The following is a 21,726-nucleotide window of genomic DNA, read 5'->3' as shown; positions in this document are numbered from 1 at the left end:
GGGGCGCACGTCTGTGCGTCCCTCACTGCCAATGGCGAGAGCGTTTACCCGCTGTCGCATATTAAATCCGGCTTCCCAGGAGTCATAGGACACGCTCTGGAGTCACCTGAATGCTAAAATACGATGCGTAAGCCCTGATCTGGGAGCGCACGCCTCCGGCTCGCTCACCACCCACGCCAACCCGCCGTACCGTCGTTCAGCGGGATACCGCTCCCCGTAACCAACCCGCACCAGCGGGAGCCATCCGGCACCGCTGGTTCCCGCCCCCAGCGCGGGCGGGTGAGAGTGGGGGCGTTACTGCAATGCGCACTCCACCTGTGCCAACCCGCCGTGCCGTCGTTCAGCGGCGTATCGCCCCCCGTAACCAACCCGCACCAGCGGGGGCCGTCAATATTTGATATTACTACGGCAACCGTGCCCGAAAACCCAACAAGCGCATGCCATTCAGCGTAACCAGCAGCGATGCCCCCACATCAGCCAGCACGGCCATCCACATCGTGCCGAGACCGGCCAGCACCAGAACGATAAAGATCAGCTTGATCCCGATGCTAAAGATAATATTCGCCGTGATAGTACGCATGGCCTGCCGGCTAAGTGCTACTGCAAACGGCAACTGCCGTAAATCACCACCGAGCAGCGTAATATCGGCAGTCTCCATGGCCTGCGTCGTACCCCCAGCCTGTACACCCATCGCAATCCCGACATCAGCGGTTGCCAGGGCTGGCGCATCATTGATCCCGTCGCCGACCATTGCCACGGCACCACCAGACTGACGTAATGTACTGACCACCTGAGCCTTGGTTTCGGGCAGCAGACCGGCGCACACCTCAGACACCCCAATCTCACCGGCAATCCGTTCAGCGGTCGCCGGTTCATCACCGGTAAGCATGACGATGCGTAAGCCCTGATCGCGCAGCGCCGCCACTGCACTTCGGCTCTCGGCCCGCACCGTATCGGCAACGGTGATTGTACCGCGATACTGACCACCGACACCGACCATTAGGGGCGTGTAGCCGAGCTGACTATCGCGTTTCGCCGCGAGACAATGCCATTCATCGTGACTCAACGCCTGATCGAAGACACGATGACTCCCGATCAAGACTTCGTCGCCATTGACCACCCCCACCACACCCTTCCCGGTCAACGCCCGTACCTGCTCGGCTGGCGGCAGGGTAAGACCGTGATTGACTGCCGCACCGACAATGGCGAGGGCAAGGGGATGTTCAGAACGACGCTCGACCGCCCCGGCAATCGTGAGCAGTTCATCGCAGGTACGGCAATGCCCGACCGGGGTCGCCTCACCTGCAGGACAACCAACGGCTCGCAGACCGACCACGGTTGGTTTGCCGGTTGTGAGCGTACCAGTCTTATCCAGCGCAATTGTCTGCACCCGTGCCAGCGTCTCCAGGTATGCGCCACCTTTAATCAATACCCCATAGCGAGCCGCTGTGCTCAGCGCACTCACAACACTGACCGGTGTACTGATGACCAACGCGCACGGACATGCAACGACCAGCAGAGCCAGACCGCGGTAGAGCCAGCCAAACGTATCGGGATCGGGATTCCAGAACGGTTGCCCGAACACGAGTGGAGGTACAATTGCAACCAGCGTTGCCAGCGCGGTGACCAGAGGCGTATAGATGCGGGCAAAACGGTCGATGAACCGTTGCACCGGTGCCCGGCGCTCCTGCGCCTCCTGCACCAGATGGATCATCCGGGCAACCGCACTCTCGGCGGCGGGACGATCAACGCGCAACTCAATACTGCCTTCACCATTCATCGTCCCCGCAAAAAGCGTATCACCCACGTCGCGCTCAACCAGCCGACTCTCGCCGGTAATCGGCGCCTGATTCACCAGCGAACTCCCGGCGACAATCGTACCGTCAACCGGTACCCGTTCACCGGGCCGGATCAGAATCCGGTCACCGACCTGCAAAGCGGCAACCGGCACCACCTGCTCACCGCTGGATGTCAGCCGTGTGGCGGTGGGTGGCGTTAGCTCTAGCAGACTACGAATAGCGTGGCGGGCACGATTGGCCGTATACCCTTCAAGCGCTTCGCCAAGAGCGTAGAGCACCAGTACCAGCCCGGCTTCAACATAAGCACCAATCACCACCGCCCCGATAGCAGCGATGGTCATCAGCGCATCAATCCCCAGCTCACGGTTAGTGCGAAGTGTTCGCCAGGCCCGACGGGCAATGCCCGGCCCTACCAGTGCCAGCGCCAGCAGCGATAGCACATCTATCCACAACGCATCCCAACCAAGCACTTCGTGGAGTACTATCCCCGGCAATACTAGCACCAGACCGATCAAGGCCAGTTGGGTCTCCCGACGGCTTGCCATGAAACCTAAAAACGTCGGTGGTAACTCATCGCCAGAACCGGCCTCGGCCTGAATGTCGTACCCCAAATCGCGTACCCGGGCAATCACTGTCGCCGGGTCTACATCACCGGCTACGTGCAAGCGGGCAGTGGTAAAATGCAGCTCGCACGTCGTCACACCCGGCAATCGTTCGACTCCCCGTTCAATCTTCCGCGCACAATCCGGGCAATCCATCCCGCTAATGGTAAACTGCTGTTTATTCATGGTTGAAATTCCTCAGCAGGCCAACAACGTTCAGCTTACGACTTCACTTTACGCTATTTTGTCGCCGAGTCAAGGGGAATGCATGAAAATGAAACCATGTCTTACTGGTTTTTTCAGCAATGAAAATACTGTTGTATTCAATACATAATCTCAACAAGACATACAGTTCTACCCATCGTCCGGTGTGGCGGCTCTGCACATGCTTCACCCCACGCTCCTGTGATATACTTGCGCATGCAACCATATCGCTATCCGCCAAGAGGGCGAGGAATACAATGACACATCCAACAATCCGAATTGGAGTCTTAACCAGTGGTGGCGATGCACCGGGCATGAACGCCGCAGTACGGGCGGTGGTACGTACCGGCATCAGTCGTGGCTGTGAAGTCTTTGCAATCTACGAAGGCTATCAGGGTCTGATCGAAGGTGGGAAGTTTATCCGGCGCATGGATTGGAGTTCCGTTGGCGGCATTATTCAGCGTGGTGGTACGATCATTGGTACGGCGCGCAGCACAGCCTTCCGTACCCGCGAGGGCCGGCGCCGCGCAGCAGCGAATCTCTTGGCCCACGGTATTGACCGCCTGGTCGTCATCGGTGGTGATGGCAGTCTCACCGGTGCTGACCTCTTTCGTCGTGAATGGCCGGAACTACTGGCCGAACTGGTCGCAGCGGGTGAGATCAGCAGCGAGCAGGCAGCCGCCCACCCCAACCTCCTCATTGCTGGGATTGTAGGCAGTATCGACAATGACTTCTGCGGCACTGATATGACCATCGGCGCCGACACAGCGCTGCATCGCATTACCGAGGCAATTGATGCGATCAGCTCAACGGCGGCCAGTCATCAGCGCACCTTTGTCATCGAGGTGATGGGACGGAATTGTGGCTACCTGGCGCTGATGGGGGCGATTGCCGGCGGCGCAGACTGGGCACTTATCCCTGAAATGCCTCCCCAAATGGACGACTGGGAGCAGCATATGTGCGATGTGCTGCGGATCGGACGCGAACAGGGGCGGCGCGATAGCATTGTGGTGGTAGCCGAAGGGGCGTGTGATCGTGACGGGAAACCAATCACGGCTTCGTATGTCAAGAAAGTTCTGGAAGAGCGCCTGGGTGAAGATACCAGAGTGACCATCCTCGGTCACGTGCAGCGTGGTGGCGCTCCCAGCGCATTTGATCGCTGGATGAGTTCATTATTGGGGGCAACGGCAGTCGAAGAGTTACTGGAAGCCGATCCCAATGCCGAACCGAAACTGATTGGGTTACGCGAGAATCGGGTTGTGCGCTTACCACTGATGACCTGTGTCCGCGACACTCGTCAGGTTGCCGAGGCGATTGCCCAGCGCGACTACGAACGCGCACTGGCGATGCGCGGCAATAGCTTTGTGGAGGCATACCGCACCCTTGGCACCCTCATTCAGTCGCAGCCTTCGCCTCCCGACCGACTGCGGCGCGGGCATCGCTTCGCAGTGTTACATAGTGGCGGGCCGGCACCGGGGATGAATACGGCAGTGCGGGCAGCGGTACGGATCGGTATTGATCGCGGCCATACCATGCTTGGTGTGCGCAATGGGTTTCAGGGTCTGATCGATGGCGACATCCACGAAATGGACTGGATGAGCGTAAGCGGTTGGGCAACGATGGGCGGTGCCGAGCTGGGCACCAATCGCAAGGTGCCGCAAGGCAGTGAGCTATATCAGATTGCCCGTAATATCGAACGCTTCGGGATTGACGGTATTCTGATGATCGGCGGTTGGGCCGGGTATCAGGCTATCTACAAGCTGTACAGCGAGCGACACATCTTCCCGGCATTCAATATCCCCATGATCTGCTTGCCGGCAACGATTGATAACAATCTCCCCGGTTCTGAGCTGAGTCTGGGAGCCGATACAGCGCTTAACAGTATCGTCCATGCCGTTGACCGTATCAAGCAGTCGGCAGTGGCTTCGCGGCGCTGTTTCATCGTCGAAGTCATGGGGCGCGATTGTGGCTATCTGGCCTTAATGAGCGGATTGGCAACCGGCGCCGAGCAGGTCTACCTCCCCGAAGAAGGCATCAGTCTACGTAGATTGCAGGACGATCTCGACAAGATGATGCACTGGTTTCGCGCCGGTAAGCGCCTGAGCTTGATCATTCGTAATGAAAAAGCGAATCCGATCTACACCACCTCGTTCATCTGTTCGCTGTTTGAAGAAGAAGGTGGTAAGTTGTTCGAGGTACGCCAGGCGATTCTCGGTCATTTGCAGCAGGGCGGTGATCCTTCGCCGTTCGACCGCATTCAGGCAACCCGTCTGGCTGTGCGCTGTATCGAGTTCCTGATCGAGCACGCAGATCGTCGTGAACCAATTGGGGCGTTCATCGGTTATCGGGGCGGTAAAGTCCAGATTCATCAGCTCGACGATATGCCACGTCTGATGGATACGGTGCATGCCCGTCCGCGTGAGCAGTGGTGGATGTCATTGCGACAAATGACCGATTTGCTCACAACGCCGCCATCGCCCACTATTGAGAGCGGGAAGTCATGAACACTATCCATTGTCACCCTAATGCTGCACCTAAGCACGGCACCAAACACTGCACCACAGTGCGCAAGCACAGGTATCCCCTGGAAGCGCGAGCCTCCGGCGCGGCCATCACCCGGAACCACGTACCCTGTTGACTCACCCTGAACCGGTCACACCCGCCCCCGCTGGGGGCGGCCGGGTTGGGGGCGTGTCTTACCTGAGAGCAGCGCAGGACTGACCCGCGATCCAGGCTCCACCCTGACATTGCCGCTGAACGTAATGGCACGTAAACCTGTCAATATGCGCTGCGACGACCTACCAGCGGCCCGCTAGGGGCATGCTCAGTCGAGCGTCAGCAAAAGCACGACAACCAGCACGATGCCCATTGTCAATCCAGATGTGATACAAGCGCTAGTATCTCCTGGGGGCGCGAGCCTCCAGCTCGCCCATCACCCGGAACCGCGTACCCTGCTGACCCACCCTGAACCGGTCACACCCACCCCCAACGGGGCGGGCCGGAGTGGGGGCGTTCTTTCGCCGCGCCGGGTTCAGAGCCAAACTGAAAATATAAGCCAGCGCCACTTCTACCCCCTCAGGAAGCTCTAGCACGGCTCTCAAATTTCCATTCTCCCGTGATGCTCCAGAGACAGGCAGGCAATACATCACCGCCTGCACTCCCCTAGACATCACCGCATGGCACCAGAGCAGTCATGATGCCGGAGGGAGCCGGTGCATCCGTCCATCACACCAGGACACACCGATGGAACCGGGATGGTGACAGCGATGGCGGACAGTGGCGTCGTGCCGGGCGGGGCTGGAAGCTTTCCTGATGGGTGCTGCTGCCCCTGAGCGAACCTCACCAGGGGCCAGCCGATGACCATCGTCGTCGTATGGATGGCTGCATCATCCTGCACCGGCATGACGTAGGGACACGCGGCCATGCGCCCCTACCGGGCAAGCTCAAGCCATCCCTGTTGGCCCGTGACACAACCGATGCTTCATACCGACTACCTGCGACATGGGGCAATGCATAGAGGGAACGGGGGTGAGGATGTTCAGCTTATCTCCATGCCCTATCTCCCGTATACACTCACACGTGCCTGCCCTTGAAGCCCACGGGGGAGACATCTGGCCATCCCTGTGGTATCCACAACAATTGGTGGCCTCGGCAACAGTGAACATTATCGGTTAAAACTCGGTATGACACGCCGCTACTTTAGAACCTATTTCAAAAAATCTGCTAGCAGTTATCTCAGGCATGCCTGACCGCTTCTATGATCGTGACGAGCACACACAGCATCCCCGTGACCAGCAGGGTCAACGGTGAGCCACGCACCGGATCGTAATCACGGCTGGTAATCACGGCTGGTGCGGCAGCCTGCTGCCGCATGCCAAACTCTGCGACACGGGTATTCCAGGCGGTTAAGGCAAGCACTCCACCCGCTGCCAGCACGACCAGAGCTGTGCACTGCCAACGAGCCAGGAGCAGGGTAGGCTGTCGGTGGCGATTAGCAGGCATGTATACGTCTGGACGACAGTCTGGGAGCGCGATAGCACAGCTTTTTATGAAATAAGCTCTAGGGTCACCGGTAACATGCTGTCTGCAAATCATGCGACAACGCGGGTGAGGATACTCTCACCCGCGTATAAGCCAGAAACCGGTATTAGAAGGGAATATCTCCGTCTTCGATAGGTTGCGGCTGATTGCGCGCAGGGGCACGGCTAACCGGTGGTCGGGTAGAAGGGGCATTGGTTGCCGGACGTGAAGGTGTGGGTGGTACCGGGGGCGGTGTTCGCCGCACCGGCTCGTCCATCGGCTCGTCGTATGCCGGTTCAGCATCAGGTATTGGCCCGCGCTCGCCTTTAGGGGAGAGAATAATCATATCCTGGGCGATCACCTCAGTCGTATAGCGATCCTGCCCGTCGCGATCCGTCCACTTGCGCGTCTGAAGGCGACCTTCAACATAAACGCGGGTACCTTTGGTGAGGTATTGATTGCAGATTTCACCGAGCTTGTCCCATGCGACGACGCGGAACCACTCGGTCTCTTCGTGAGTATTACCGTCTTTATCGCGCCACGTGCGGTTGCTCGCCACCCGGAATGTGGTTACTGCGCTTCCCTGTGCAGTGTAACGCATCTCAGGATCAGCGCCGAGATGGCCTGTCAATTGAACCTTGTTCAAATCCTTTGCCATGACACCCTCCTCGTTACTCGTGTGTTATCGTCCCGACTGTACCGAACCGAGCGAGAGCTTTCCCGCACGATCTCGAACTATTGTGCGAATTATAGCATATGCTCTGTCTCATCGTCAAGAGCATAGCATTACAATCATGTGGCAGATTTGTGATGTTGTTACGACAGGCCAATATCGAAGCCAGCTTCAAGGTCGCGCCGCGAGTAGCGGCGGAACGCGAGCACGGTTGTGGTGTGGCGCACACCAGGAATACGGGCGATACCGCCAGGGACAGCTTCATCAAGCGATTCATAAGCGTTGACCCGCAGCACCGCGATGATGTCGTAGTCACCGGTAACGGAGTAGACTTCGGCGACGTTGGGAAGTTCGGCGACTTCCTGGGCAATATCGCTAATTCGTTGTGGTTCACAGGTGATGAATACGAAGGCAGTGACCATGAGCGCACTCCTGAATGACGGATCCGAGGTCAGATAAGGTAATGATACCAGATTCTATCTGTCCATGCTGCTGTCATCGATGCTGACCTAAAAGGGTTCAGGTGGTCGGGCACGCCAAAGCATGGGTGTTAACCAGTACCAGAGTGTGTTGAGCATCACCAGCAAGCCGGCAGTGAGAACGCTGAGCCGTCCTGCCCCCCCTCGACGCCAGAGAGCATCGCAAGCGGCAGCACAGCCGGTTGCTACCACCCAACCGAGAGCCATCAGGTAGCGAGGACTGTGGGAGATTTGGGTGATGAAGGGTAGAGTAGCGAAGATGAGGGCAACAACGAAACTCAGCCCCATCAGTCCTGTCGTGATTTGCCAGCCCTGCCGTCGATACAAGAGCCAGAAACCGCCTATTGCAAACGGGATCGGGAAGAATCCATAGTGGGCAATCAGACCGGCCTGCCAGAGGGTGTTCCAGAGAACTTCTCGGCTGACCGGATCTTGTCCGGCAATTGCAGGTAAGCCACCGCTGCGTGCTATTTCCAGTTGATCAAGAAACATCGGCAAGTAGGCGCTGTAAAAGAAGACAATCGCAAAGATCGCTCCGCCAGCGATAGACATTGTTAGTGGACGGCAAACACGTCGTGCCCACGGAACACCCAACCAGCCAGCCAACCAGACGACACTCAGGAGCATTCCCAGTAAGGCACCGCTACTAATCAAAAATCCAAAATGACCGAGGAAGACCATCGCACTCAATGCTACCAGACCCAATGTCCATTCACGGTAGCATTGACCAGACTGCCACTCTTCCCACGCTCGAATAATCCCCCAGATCAGGAGCAGGTAGAGGCTTTGGGTGATAATATGGGTGTCAAAAGACCACCAGGTGGTGAGGTACGTTGCGGCGGTAAATACATAGATTGCGGCTGCCAGCACCGCTGGTCGAGAAGGGAGAACACGACGGGCAATCAGGTAAATCAGAATCGCACTCAGACTGTCAGCCAAAGCTGCCCCAATTTGTAAGAGGAGCGGAGTTTCAAGCCCCAATACGCGAGCTGGCGCCAGTAAGAGGTACGGTCCCGGTGGATATGGAAAATCAATTCCCCGATTCTTCGAGATAATCGTGATAAAACCGCCTAGCGTTTCATGAAAGCGATTGGTATGGAAACCAATATCGCCAGGCATGCTGGCTGGGTAGAAGCGTCCACACGATCCGGGTGGCAAAGGCAATTGCTACAATAGCGCTGAGTGACGACCCGGCCGCGTCGACGGCAAGCGCACGCAGTCCAGCCTGTACCGCTAGCGTTAGCGGGTAGGCGAAGGTCAATGCGATGAAGGTCGCTTCTGCACCGAACGCCCACCGTGCCGGATCGAGGATAAGCGCAAGGCTGACTGCACTGACTCCTATCGCTAATCCATACCCGGCCCATCGTGACAGGGTGCGGTGCAGGATAAGCCAGCCCAACATCGTCGCTCCCAGCCACCATAAGAGTGGTGGTAACACTGGCCAGACCCAGCCGCCAGGAACTACTGCAATCACGATTCGTTCGAGAGGTAGACCGAGTTGACGCAGATCTTGCACCGGCTGAAACACATCACTCACCAGCCGCAAGTACAGGTGATCATCACCGGTTGCCGGTATGTATAACCATTGCCGGCTACCAACCGCGCTGACCGGTACTTCAGCAATGAGTTGTTGATCGCTCCAGACCTCAATCCTGGTTGGCGCCTGTGCGCTAATCGACTCGCTCAATGGTAGCCAGCGTAGTTCGATCAGGGCTGGCCGGTTACCGGGCAGCGGGACGAAGATTTTTGAGTTTCCACCGGTCCATCGAAAGTTGCCAAGAGCACTCTCTTCGGGGGTGTTGAAATCGCGTAAGAATGGCAGATCAGCGTTGCCAACACCTTCTTCCAGCCCAACATCAATCACGTGTTGATGAGGCAACTGGGCAGAGATGGTGGCAACGATAATGATCACGCCTATTCCTATCCAGAGGATTGGCGCACGCAGTGCCCGCCATTCCTGAGCGAGCCACTGTTGGATATTGTCGCATAGTGCTTTCATATGAGCGTCAGATGTTTTTCAAGTCGCTCTCATGAACAAAGCCGCGAAGCGCATACCAGAACTGCACTTCGCGGCTCTACCATTACTCGTCAAACAGAGCTAGAATGCCGGTAAGTTGTTGTCTTCTTCCTCAGCATCGCCCGGCTCATTGTCACCATCACCACTCAGCAACTCTTCCAGTCGTGCCCGTAAGAGTGCATCGTTGTCGCTTTCTGGAGCTTTATTTCCATTTGGCGTCGGCAGTGGTGTCGCTCGCCGGGTCTCGGCAGAGGCTTCTTCCGACTGCTGCGATTCTTCGAGCATGCGAGCCATCTCGCCGATCAAATCCTCATGCGGACGTTCAATTCGCTTCTCGATTCCGGTACCGGCCGGAATGAGTTTCCCGATGACGACATTCTCCTTCAGGCCACGCAGGTAGTCAACCTTACCCTGAATAGCGGCATCGGTCAGCACTCGCGTTGTCTCCTGGAAGGAGGCAGCAGCCAGGAAGCTGTCGGTGTTGAGCGATGCTTTGGTGATACCGAGCAGCATCGTCGCCGCAGTTGCCGGATCACCACCCTGGCTAACAATGTCGTTGTTGAGACGGCGGAACTCGGCGCTATCGATCAGCTCACCCGGTAAGAGACCGGTATCGCCTGGGTCTTCAATCCGCACCCGGCGCAACATCTGCCGTACAATGACCTCGATGTGTTTGTCGTTGATGTTAACGCCTTGTGAGCGGTAGACCTTTTGCGCTTCATTGACTAGATAGCGCTGCACCGCCTCGCGGCCCTGTAGTTCGAGCAGCTCTTGCGGGTTCGCGCTACCGTCGGTTAGTTGCTGACCGGCCATCACCCGCTCACCGTTTTCTACCCGGATGCGGGCATTGTGCGGCACCACCAGTTCGCGCTCCTGGTGATCTTCCTGACTGACGATGATCCGGTCGCCTTGAATAAAGGCTTTGCCGGTCAGGCGGGTTACGATCTGAGCACCACCCGGCCCTTCGGCGATAACTTGCCCTTCATACACGTCGCTTTCGTGGTTGATGGTTGGACTGAAGCCGCGACCAAGCGGGTACTCATCAGTGTAAACATCGGTTGAGATGATGCGAATCGTCCGCACACCCTCTTCGTCACGTACAATCTGGACGACACCGTCAATTTCGGCCAGAAGCGCTTTACCTTTCGGTACCCGCGCCTCGAAAATCTCCTGCACACGCGGCAGACCCTGCGTGATGTCGTCGGCTGACGCAACACCACCGGTGTGGAAGGTGCGCAGCGTAAGCTGAGTCCCCGGCTCACCAATCGACTGGGCAGCAATAATCCCAACTGCTTCACCGATCTCAACCAGCTTGCCGGTTGCCAGGTTGCGCCCGTAGCACAGCCGGCAGAGACCGTGTTCGGCCTGACAACTGAGCGGTGAGCGAACGAAGACCGACTCCTGACCGCTGGCCAGAATAGCAGCAGCCAGCTCTTCGTCGATCTCAGTGTTGCGGTCGGCGATCAGTTCACCGGTCTCTTTGTGATAGATCGGTGCAGCCAGGATGCGACCCAACATACGCACCTGGAGCTTCTCCATCAGCTCATCGTCATCGGCACCATGGAGCCACAAACCCTCTTCGGTACCACAGTCCTCGATGGTGATGATGACATCCTGAGCTACATCAACCAATCGGCGGGTCAGGTAGCCAGCGTCAGCGGTGCGGAGTGCGGTATCGGCCAGACCTTTGCGGCCACCGTGGGTCGAGACGAAGTAGTCGAGCACCGAGAGACCTTCGCGGAAGTTGGCTTTAATCGGCAGCTCGATAATCCGACCGGTCGGGTCTGACATCAGGCCACGCATACCAGCCATCTGCGAGATCTGGTTGATGTTACCACGCGCACCTGAGGTAGACATCATCGCCACCGGGCCGAAGGGGTTGAGGTTTTCCTTGACCGCCTGAATGGTCTGCTTGGTAGCCCCTTGCCAGATACGCACAACCTCTTGATACCGTTCCTCTTCGGTGATCAGACCGCGACGGAACTGTTTTTCAACATCGGCCACCAACTGCTCGGCTTCACGAACGATATCGTATTTTTTGGCCGGTACTTCAATATCTTCGATACCAATCGTCATACCGCCTAACGTAGCATAGCGGAAACCGAGCGCCTTGATACGGTCGGCCTGTTGGGCGGTCATCTCCGAGCCGTAGATACGGGCCAGTTCCTGCACGTGCTTGTTGCCGTGGGAAGCCCGCACTTCATTAAGTTGATCTTCGCTCAGATTACGCAGATTGGTGTAGTACTGATAGCAATCGGCGATGATCTCTTTCAGCCCTTTCTTGTCGATCAGGCGGTTGCGGAAACGCAATGGCGGCTGCAATTCATTATTGAGCAGAATACGCCCAATCGTCGTCTCGATCAGCATGCGCGGCGTACCGTCAGCAGCCGGGGGGAGCTCGCGCACCGGGCGATCACTCTTGCCCGACAGCGTTCCGTTCATCCGAATCCAGATCGGAGCCTGGATATCGAGTAGATGCTTCTCGTAAGCCAGCATCGCTTCGTCAATTGAGGAGAAGCGCTTCCCCGATCCCTTTGCACCGTCACGCACCATTGTCAGGTAGTAGCACCCTAACACGATGTCTTGCGAGGGGGTGATGATCGGTTCACCGTGGGCCGGGCTAAGCAGGTTATACTTGCTCAGCATCCGCGTGCGCGCTTCTTCCTGAGCTTTGCGCGACAGCGGTACGTGTACCGCCATCTGGTCACCGTCGAAGTCAGCGTTGAAGGCGGCACAGACGAGCGGATGGAGCTGAATGGCCGATCCTTCGATCAGTTTGGCCTCAAACGCTTGAATTGAGAGCCGGTGCAGCGACGGTGCCCGATTGAGCAGCACCAGATAGTCTTTGATCACCTCTTCGAGGGCGTCCCACACTTCGGGGCGTACACGCTCGACAGCACGCTTGGCGTTCTTGATGTTATGGGCCACACCACGCTCGACGAGGCGGCGCATTACAAAGGGCTTAAACAGCTCAAGCGCCATCTTCTTGGGCAGACCGCACTGGTGCAGTTGCAGATTCGGCCCGACCACAATCACCGAGCGGCCCGAATAGTCCACACGCTTACCGAGCAGGTTCTGGCGGAAGCGCCCCTGCTTACCCTTGAGCATATCGCTCAGGCTCTTCAGGCGGTGCTTGCCTTTACCGCTCACAGCTCGACCGCGACGACCATTATCAATCAGCGCATCAACCGCCTCTTGCAACATACGCTTCTCGTTGCGCACGATGATCTCCGGCGCGTTGAGTTCAATCAGGCGCTTCAAGCGGTTGTTCCGGTTGATCACCCGGCGGTAGAGATCATTCAGGTCGCTGGTCGCAAAGCGGCCACCGTCGAGCTGTACCATCGGGCGCAGATCGGGCGGAATCACCGGCAGCACGGTAAGGATCATCCATTCGGGACGATTACCACTCTTGCGGAACGCCTCCACCACGCGCAGACGCTTGGTAGCCTTCTTCCGCCGCTGTCCCTGCGAGGACTGAATCTCGGCCTGCAACTCTTCGGCCAGTTTGTCGAGATTGACCGTCTTCTCGATCAATTCCCGCACGGCACCGGCACCCATATCGGCGCGGAAGACACCGGGAGCGATGTCGCGCAACTGGCGATACTCCGTTTCGGTGATAATCCGTCCGACTTTCAGCGTATCAAGTTGTTCAAGCTTCTCCTTCTCCTCGCGCATGAGATGATCGAGTTCGCGCTGGAGTCGCTCTTGCAGTCGCTCTTGCTCCTGGGTCGCCTCGTAGGCTTTGCGCTCACGCTCGGCATCGGTGAGCAGCTCAGCATCGGCCAGATCACGCCGACGCCGCTCTTCGAGCACCTCAAGCTCCTGTTCAACCAGCTCGTCAAGCTGGTCAAGGGTGTTTTCGTTGATCGGTTTACCCTCTTCAACGACGGTGACGCCACGGAAGAGAATATCCTCATCGGCCAGCGTACCACTGAGTTCCTCTAACCGCTCGCGCAGTTGTTCGGCCTCACTGGCGATCTCATCACGCAGACGGCGGTACTCTTCTTCAATCTGGCGCTGCGTGCTCCGTTGGGCCGTCTCCATCCCGCCGAGGTCTTGCGTCAACTGAGTGCTTAGCTCAATGCGCTTCTCCTCAGCCTGCTTCTGTATCTTCTGGCGACGAGCGGCATACTCTTCCTGGATCATCTCACGGGCAACCTGGAGCATATCTTCTTTCACTTCGACAATGATGTACGAAGCGAAATAGAGAACGCGCTCAAGATTGCGCGGCGAGATGTCGAGTAAAAGGCCGAGCCGCGACGGCGTTCCTTTGACGAACCAGATATGGCTGACCGGTGAGGCCAGGTTGATGTGGCCCATGCGCTCACGGCGCACCTTCGAGCGAGTGACTTCGACACCACATTTGTCGCAGACCACACCTTTATAGCGCACACGTTTGTACTTACCACAGAAGCATTCCCAGTCCTTGGTCGGGCCGAAAATGCGTTCGCAGAACAGACCATCACGTTCAGGTTTGAGTGTGCGGTAGTTAATAGTTTCAGGCTTCGTGACTTCGCCGTGCGACCACGATCGGATGTCTTCGGGTGAGGCGAGGCTAATCCGAATGGCGTTGAAGTCGTTAATTTCCAGCATGTGGGCTTACTCCTGTAGCGGGAGAATTCCGCCAGTCTCCAGACGCTTCATGTGGTTTAATCAATCACATGAGCGCACAACTGAGTTAGCTGCCGTCGTCTATGCGCCTGTCGTTCGGTGAGAAAAGCTGTTCACCAAACAGACATCTGTTCGGTGAAGGGCCAGGCACCAGGTATGCATCAACAGTCAGATCGAATTGTCATGCAGCCTGGATGCCAGCCCTTCGTGTACCAGATTCCTCGTTCGCTTAATGAGAACGAAAGGGAAGCCTGTGCCAACGGGTCAAAGCGAGCGATACTAGAACTCGCCGCGTTCCATACCACTCAGGTTAATTCCTTCGAGGGCACCGATGTCGCTGTCGAGATCATCGCTCAACTCAACCGGCTTCTCATCGGCGCTCAACACTTCGACGCTCAGGCCAAGGCTCTGCAATTCCTTAATCAGCACCTTGAAGCTCTCTGGAACACCGGCCTCCTGGATTGGTTCACCCTTCACAATGGCTTCATAGGTCTTGACCCGACCGACAACATCGTCAGATTTCACCGTCAACATCTCTTGCAATGTGTAGGCTGCACCGTATGCTTCGAGTGCCCAGACCTCCATTTCGCCGAAGCGCTGACCACCGAATTGGGCCTTCCCACCCAGCGGCTGCTGGGTAACCAGGCTGTAGGGGCCGGTTGAACGGGCGTGAATCTTGTCTTCAACCAGGTGAGCAAGCTTCAACATATAGGCATAGCCCACCGTGACCGGGTTATCGAACTTCTCGCCAGTCCGACCGTCGTAGAGCGTCACCTTACCATCGGCGGGCAACCCAACCTGCACGAGCAGATCTTTGATCTGATCCTCGTGCGCTCCATCGAAAACGGGCGTTGCCACACGGAACCCAAGGCGAGCAGCGGCCCAACCCAGGTGAGTTTCGAGGATCTGACCGATATTCATACGTGACGGCACACCGATCGGGTTGAGAATAATGTCTACCGGACGTCCGTCGGGAAGGAAGGGCATATCCTCGATGGGCAATACCCGTGACACAACACCCTTATTACCGTGGCGACCGGCCATCTTGTCACCAGCGCTAATCTTCCGCTTCTGGCACAGGAGCACGCGCACGGTCTGATTAACGCCAACCGGCAACTCGGCGCCTTCACTCCGCGAGAAGACCTTAACGTCAATCACCTTGCCGCGCACCCCATTTGGCACCCGCAGCGAGCTATCTTTTACTTCACGAGCCTTCTCACCAAAGATAGCGCGCAGCAGACGCTCTTCAGCAGTCAGATCGGTTTCGCCCTTCGGGGTGATTTTACCGACCAGAATATCATTGGGTTGAACTTCGGCGCCGATGTAGATAATGCCGCGTTCATCGAGATTACGCAGACTCTCCTGACCGACGTTGGGAATATCGCGGGTAATCTCTTCGGGGCCGAGCTTGGTATCACGAGCTTCAACCTCATACTTCTCGATATGGATCGAGGTGAAGATGTCTTCGCGAACCAGCCGCTCGCTGACCAGGATCGCGTCCTCGAAGTTACCGCCTTCCCAGGGCATGTAGGCAACCAGAACGTTCTGACCAAGCGCCAATTCACCCTGATCGGTGCTTGAGCTATCGGCAATCACATCACCGGCTTTCACCCGCTGACCACGAACAACCGCTGGCCGCTGATTGATACAGGTATCCTGGTTACTGCGCATGAATTTGCGCAGACGATACTCTGTTTGCTTGCCGTCGTCTTCCTCAATCACAATCCGTTCGCTGGTTGTGCTCACAACAATACCGTCGCGCCGGGCCACAATGACCTGACCACTATCGCGAGCCGCACGATACTCCATCCCGGTACCGACGATTGGGGCATCAGGACGAAGCAAAGGCACAGCTTGCCGCTGCATGTTTGAACCCATCAGGGCGCGATTGGCATCATCGTGCTCGAGGAAGGGGATCAACGACGTCGAGACACTCACCACCTGTTTTGGCGATACGTCCATATAATCGACCCGCTCAACCCGCTCACTCACGAAGTCTTCACCAAAGCGGCACGAGACAATCGTATCGAGGAAACGGTTGTGCTGGTCGAGGGGCGCGTTCGCCTGCACGATGACGAAACGGTCTTCTTCATCGGCACTCAGGTAATCAACCTCTTGCGAAACAACCGGGCGGATCTTGATATGCTTGATCGGCAGCTCAACAATCCGTTCAGCCAGCGCACGGTTGATCTCGGTACCGGCCTCGGCAATCAGCTCATCCGTATCAGGATTGACAATATCTTCGCGCAGGATCTGACCGCGCAGCAGACAGATCGTAATCTGGCGAGCGATCTCATCGTTCACCCGTGTGCCCTTGGCAGCGATCAGGTCACCTGTACGCAGATCACGCACATCGCGCAGCAGAATGCCCTTTTCCTTCCAGACCTGGACATTATCTACACTGTTGTACACCTTGCGGTACGGTGTTTCGAGAAAGCCCATCTCGTTGACGCGGGCGAAGGTAGACATCGTTCCGATCAGACCGATGTTCGGACCTTCCGGCGTCTCAACCGGGCAGATACGGCCATAGTGCGAGTGGTGCACGTCACGCACTTCAAAACCGGCCCGATCACGCGAGAGGCCGCCGGGGCCGAGCGCCGACAAACGGCGCTTGTTGGTCAACTCGGCAAGCGGATTGGTTTGATCCATAAACTGGCTCAACTGCGAGCCACCGAAGAATTCGCGCATTGCCGCAACAACTGGACGGATATTGATCAAACCATTTGGCGTTGCGCTTGCCGGGTCTTGCAGCGACATGCGTTCCTTGACAACCCGCTCAAGGCGCAGCAAACCGACCCGGAACTGCTGTTGGATCAGTTCACCAACCGTGCGCACGCGCCGGTTGCCGAGATGGTCAATATCATCGGGGCGCCCATGACCATTGTTAAGCAGAATAAGCTGCTCAACAATGCGGAAGATGTCACGTGGCAACAACACCCGCACACTCAAATCGGGAGCTTTGGCACCATCGCGACGGACATCCCGCTCCCAGAGATTCTTATTCAACTTATAGCGCCCAACCTTTGCCAGGTCGTAGCGACGGGGGCTGAAGAGCAGCGACTCGATCAGCGAGCGGGCATTCTCAAGCGTAGGCGGATCACCGGGACGGAGCCGCTTGTACAATTCGAGCAAAGCTTCCTTGGCATTGCGCGAAGGGTCTTTATCGAGCGTGGCATGGATGTATGGGTGCTCTGGCACTGTATCGACGTGACGGAACAACTCGATAATCTGGTCATTGTGGCCGTACTTATCGAGTTCATTATCCGGCACCCAGCGTCCACTCCCATTCTCCTCGGCAATCCAGGCGGTAATTGCGCGCAGCAGGATGGTCACAGGAATCTTACGCTTGCGATCCACTTTAACGCTGATCACATCGCGCTTGTTGGTCTCAAATTCGAGCCATGCACCACGATTGGGGATCAGCTTGGCAGTGTGCAGCGAGCGACCACTTGTTGGTTCCTTCTCATCTTTGAAATAGACACCGGGAGAGCGGATCAACTGGGATACCACAACCCGTTCAGCACCATTGTAGACAAAGGTGCCGTTATCGGTCATGATTGGGAAATCGCCAAGAAAGATCTCCGACTCCTTAATTTCGCCGGTGGTCAGAATACGCAATTCAACCCGCACACGCAGCGGAGCGGCGTAGGTCAAATCACGTTCACGACACTCGAACTCATCGTAGCGTGGCTCACCAAAGGTATAATCGCGGAAGTGGAGTTCAAGATTTTTACCGGTAAAGTCGGTGATAGGCGAAATCTCATCAAAGAGTTCGCGCAGCCCCTCTCGCTTGAACCACTCAAAACTCTTGAGCTGAGTTTCAATCAGTAACGGCAGATCGATAGCATCCTTGATCCGGGCGAAGGAGCGGCGTTCAATCCGGCGCGACCGACGCCCATCGGCGCCCGGGTCGATCGGGGCGATCAATGGCTGAAGAACCACGCTCTCAATCAACGGGGGCATACGCACCTCTCTCTGTATCACGCTTACGGTTCAGCACACGACCTTGCGTGGCGATCAATGATCGAAAAAACATAAATAGCCAACCTGCAGCGCTACCCATCAGCGGGCCGCAGGCGGACTGACACGGCACGTTGTTTGTTTACATCTTGTTGTGCCCCACACGGGGACTACCCACCATTACGCTGTATCAATACGGCGCATATACAGATCGTGAAAGACAATGATACCACGACTTTACGAAAATAGCAAGCGTCTTTTGCTGGCCCATGTTTCTTGCTGTTGCTAGTAGTATAGCACGATTCAATGGGACGAGGGAGGTAACCGGTTCACTTGCCGCCGAGGCGATTACCCGTGGAGAGGAGAAGATTGTTTTCGTATAGAACGAGATTGTCATATCAGCATTCACCGCTTGTATGCTGTCGAGGATGAGGTGAATATCTGAAGGGCATCGCTGTTTGAAGCACTGGGACGCAGACCTTGTTGAAGGTATAGCAAGGATGTTGGTTTCGACAACAGCAGCACCACGCACTGCATAGTTTGATTGGCAGCTTGCTGATTTGTGGCATTTGAAGATGTGTGGGTGACGTTGCGATAGGCGCGAGCAGTCAGTCAAAAGTGCCAAAGAATGCTGCCGATTCAGGTCAGGTCTTTTGTTTCGGTTGAGCAGGTATGTCAAATGTTGTTGAGCAGTGCTTCTGTAGATAGTTGGTTCGCCGGTTCAGGTACAGTTGGTGATACCGGTAACCGGAAACTCACCGTTGTGCCCTGCTGTACTGCACTGGTTGCCCAAATCTGGCCGCCGTGCGCTTCGACCAGACGGCGAGCAATTGCCAGCCCCAGACCGGCACCGCCGCTGCTCCGACTGCGGGCCCGATCTGCCTTGTAGAAGCGGTCGAAGATGTACGGTAGGTCGGCAGGATCAATACCGGTACCGGTATCACGCACCTCGAAACGAATGCCGCTCTCATCACGCTGGGCGCTTACGATCACTTCTCCGTCCGCCGGGGTGTGGCGGAGCGCATTTCCGATGAGATTGCCCAGCACCTGGGCGATACGCTGTGGATCGACTTCAATGTCAGGGAGATTGTCGTCAATCGTAGCGATCAGCCGCACATTGCGCTCGTCGGCGGCGGGGTTGAATGAGCGGATCGCTTCGTTGACCAGCATCTGCGGCGATACGACTTCGCGGTAGAGAGGCAGTTGACCGGCATCAGCCAGGGCTAGCAGATGGAGATCGTTGATCAGGCGTTCAAGCAGGGCCACCTCAGTCAGGAGTGCCTCAACCTGCTCGGCATCAGCTTCGTACACACCATCTTGAATCCCCTCGAGGCGACCTTTGATGATCGAGAGTGGTGTGCGCAATTCGTGCGCAATATCGGCGGTAAGCTGGCGACGTTGCTGATCGGCTTGTTGTAACGCTTCGGCCATACGGTTGAAGCTGGCAGAGAGATCGGCCAGTTCGCGCACATTGGCGGTTTGTACCCGGCTGCTATGATCCCCTTCAGCAATGGCTTGGGCTGCCGCGCTGATCTGGCGCAAGGGTGTACTGATCTGACGCGAGAAGATCCCTGCCAGCACCAGGAGAACCGCCATCAGTCCGGCACCGGCGCTGAGCATACCCAGCAAGAGCGGACGACGATTCAGGTTACCAACCGGAAAGGCTTCATCGGTATCTACCACCGAGATTACCAGAGTGCCGACTTGCTGATTATTGACAACAATCGGTATACGCAATACAGCTTCGTTACCACGCAAGATCATCGGACGCCGGCGACCGGCTACGATACGCCCGTTCTCGTCGAGCAGCGATACTGCACCCTCAATACTCCCAAAACCCTGGGGAAGTGGTCCTAACTGACGTTCAACCCCGCGCCACGAACCGACGCGCTGATAGTAGGCGGCAAGCTGAGCGACCTGAGCACGTGCGGCTGCCTCAGCCTCCATCCAGCGCATCTGTTCGGGGTCATTATGACCCACGACCAGCCAGAACGCAAGTGCCATCCCGCTAACACCGAGCACGATGACCAGGGCGAAGGCGGTGAGCATCAGGTTGAAGAGACGAGGCGGACGCATATCGCACCTCAATGAGCATCAGATGATGGATACGTTTCGGCAAACTTGTACCCAACACCGTAGACGGTCAAGATCAGGCGTGGCGGCCCATTCGGGTCGGGTTCAATCTTACGGCGGAGATTTTTGATATGGGCGTCGATAGTACGGTCAAAGCCGGTATATTCGGTGTTGTAAACACGGTCGAGCAATTGAGCACGGGTGAAGGGGCGACCGGGCGCACTGGCTAAAACGGCAAGGAGATCGAATTCGGTCGCGGTCAGGTCAATCGGTTCACCATCTCGGCGGACACTACGGCATTCGAGGTCGATAACCAATCCGCCGATCTGAATCTGCTTCCCCGGCGAGGTTGAACCTTCACTGCGCCGCAGAACGGCACGCACGCGCGCCACCAGTTCGCGTGGGCTGAAGGGCTTGGTGATGTAGTCGTCGGCACCCAGTTCCAGGCCGATCAGACGGTCGGTCTCCTCGACGCGGGCAGTCAGCATGATGATTGGCAAGCGGGCGGTGAGCGGGTCCTGGCGGAGGACACGGGTTACGTCAAGTCCATCCATACCGGGGAGCATCAGATCGAGTACCATAAGGGCTGGATGTTCCTGTCGTGCCATCCGTAACGCTGTCGGCCCATCGCCGGCACTGATCACCTGAAAACCGGCCCGTTCAAGGTAGTCGCGGGCAATTTTGACAATGCCCGGTTCATCATCTACCACAAGGATGGTGCGAGACATAGCCGTTGCTTCCTCCTGCCATTGCGGTAAGAAGGTGATGGGGACAGTCAGGCTGACTGTCCCGCGTCTTCTGTATCCGGTGCCAACGCTATTCGACGCGCGGATCATGCCCCGCCGGGGTAAGCGGTGGTTGGGGTGAAGGCCCGGCAGGTGGGTTCGTTGCCGGCGGTTGGTTCCGGCGTTGGCGGAAGACCTGGAAGCCCAGCCAGACCAGGAGGGCCAGGGCTGCCAGTTTGAGCAAGCCATCAACAAACCTGATCAATCCGCCAAACCAGTCGCGACCACCCATCATCCCCGGCCCACGCTGGACGCCCATGCCGGGATGCATCCAGCCGCGCTGGTTGTGCCAGCGGGGAGGCATGACCTGACTCTGATCACCCCGCCCGCGCATGGCAGGAGGTCCTTGTGGGATGACCTGTTGATTCGACCAGCCCGGCATTGTCCACATCGTCCATGCAGTCATGCGGCTCATCGACACGCTGCCGAAGGCAACGATCAGTGCCAGGAGCGAAATGCCAAGCGCCAGCCACGCTGGCCAGTTGATACGTCGTTGTTCCATA

General features: G+C 57.1%; 12 protein-coding genes. 1 reads left to right on the top strand and 11 read right to left on the bottom strand.

Going from position 1 to position 21,726, the window contains the following annotated elements; translation table 11 throughout:
- Positions 1-403 precede the first annotated feature (403 nt).
- Complete coding sequence (locus VAE57_RS11090) at positions 404-2,587, bottom strand: heavy metal translocating P-type ATPase (protein WP_322821943.1); 2,184 nt, start codon at positions 2,585-2,587, stop codon at positions 404-406.
- 275 nt (positions 2,588-2,862) lie between these two features.
- Here VAE57_RS11090 and VAE57_RS11085 point away from each other — a divergent pair, with 275 nt between their 5' ends.
- Positions 2,863-5,109 carry a 6-phosphofructokinase gene (locus VAE57_RS11085; protein ID WP_322821942.1) on the top strand — a complete coding sequence of 749 codons (2,247 nt, stop codon included), beginning with the start codon at positions 2,863-2,865 and terminating at the stop codon, positions 5,107-5,109.
- 1,231 nt (positions 5,110-6,340) lie between these two features.
- Here VAE57_RS11085 and VAE57_RS11080 read toward each other — a convergent pair.
- The 10 genes from VAE57_RS11080 to VAE57_RS11035 all read right to left on the bottom strand — a co-directional run bounded on the left by VAE57_RS11080 (position 6,341) and on the right by VAE57_RS11035 (position 21,725).
- Positions 6,341-6,607 (bottom strand): hypothetical protein, encoded by a 267-nt coding sequence (locus VAE57_RS11080; protein WP_322821941.1) that lies wholly within the window; start codon positions 6,605-6,607, stop codon positions 6,341-6,343.
- A gap of 145 nt (positions 6,608-6,752) precedes the next feature.
- On the bottom strand, positions 6,753-7,283 hold the full coding sequence (locus VAE57_RS11075; protein ID WP_322821940.1) for a single-stranded DNA-binding protein: 531 nt from the start codon (positions 7,281-7,283) through the stop codon (positions 6,753-6,755).
- A 158-nt stretch (positions 7,284-7,441) separates the two neighbouring features.
- On the bottom strand, positions 7,442-7,720 hold the full coding sequence (locus VAE57_RS11070) for an Lrp/AsnC family transcriptional regulator (protein ID WP_012256760.1): 279 nt from the start codon (positions 7,718-7,720) through the stop codon (positions 7,442-7,444).
- An 87-nt stretch (positions 7,721-7,807) separates the two neighbouring features.
- On the bottom strand, positions 7,808-8,896 hold the full coding sequence (locus VAE57_RS11065; protein WP_322821939.1) for a glycosyltransferase family 39 protein: 1,089 nt from the start codon (positions 8,894-8,896) through the stop codon (positions 7,808-7,810).
- The gene (locus VAE57_RS11060; RefSeq protein ID WP_322821938.1) at positions 8,856-9,776 is read right to left on the bottom strand and encodes a hypothetical protein; all 921 of its coding nucleotides are present in this window, start codon (positions 9,774-9,776) and stop codon (positions 8,856-8,858) included. The genes VAE57_RS11065 and VAE57_RS11060 overlap by 41 nt, the downstream gene beginning before the upstream one ends.
- A gap of 99 nt (positions 9,777-9,875) precedes the next feature.
- Positions 9,876-14,387, bottom strand: coding sequence for a DNA-directed RNA polymerase subunit beta' (gene rpoC / locus VAE57_RS11055; RefSeq protein WP_322821937.1), 4,512 nt, complete (start codon positions 14,385-14,387; stop codon positions 9,876-9,878).
- A gap of 297 nt (positions 14,388-14,684) precedes the next feature.
- On the bottom strand, positions 14,685-18,368 hold the full coding sequence (locus VAE57_RS11050; RefSeq protein WP_322821936.1) for a DNA-directed RNA polymerase subunit beta: 3,684 nt from the start codon (positions 18,366-18,368) through the stop codon (positions 14,685-14,687).
- A gap of 672 nt (positions 18,369-19,040) precedes the next feature.
- Positions 19,041-20,441, bottom strand: a complete 1,401-nt coding sequence (locus VAE57_RS11045) for a sensor histidine kinase (protein WP_322821935.1) — start codon at positions 20,439-20,441, stop codon at positions 19,041-19,043.
- An 8-nt stretch (positions 20,442-20,449) separates the two neighbouring features.
- Positions 20,450-21,166, bottom strand: a complete 717-nt coding sequence (locus VAE57_RS11040; protein WP_322821934.1) for a response regulator transcription factor — start codon at positions 21,164-21,166, stop codon at positions 20,450-20,452.
- Positions 21,167-21,254: 88 nt separating this feature from the next.
- Entirely contained in the window at positions 21,255-21,725 is a 471-nt protein-coding gene (locus VAE57_RS11035; RefSeq protein ID WP_322821933.1) for a hypothetical protein, read from the bottom strand.
- Position 21,726: the final 1 nt, after the last annotated feature.

Origin of the sequence: Chloroflexus sp. (assembly GCF_034434295.1) — a bacterium.
In the GTDB taxonomy this organism is placed as follows: Bacteria; Chloroflexota; Chloroflexia; order Chloroflexales; family Chloroflexaceae; genus Chloroflexus.
Note: the sequence above shows the minus strand (reverse complement) of the source record. Positions and strands in the feature narration are given on the sequence as shown.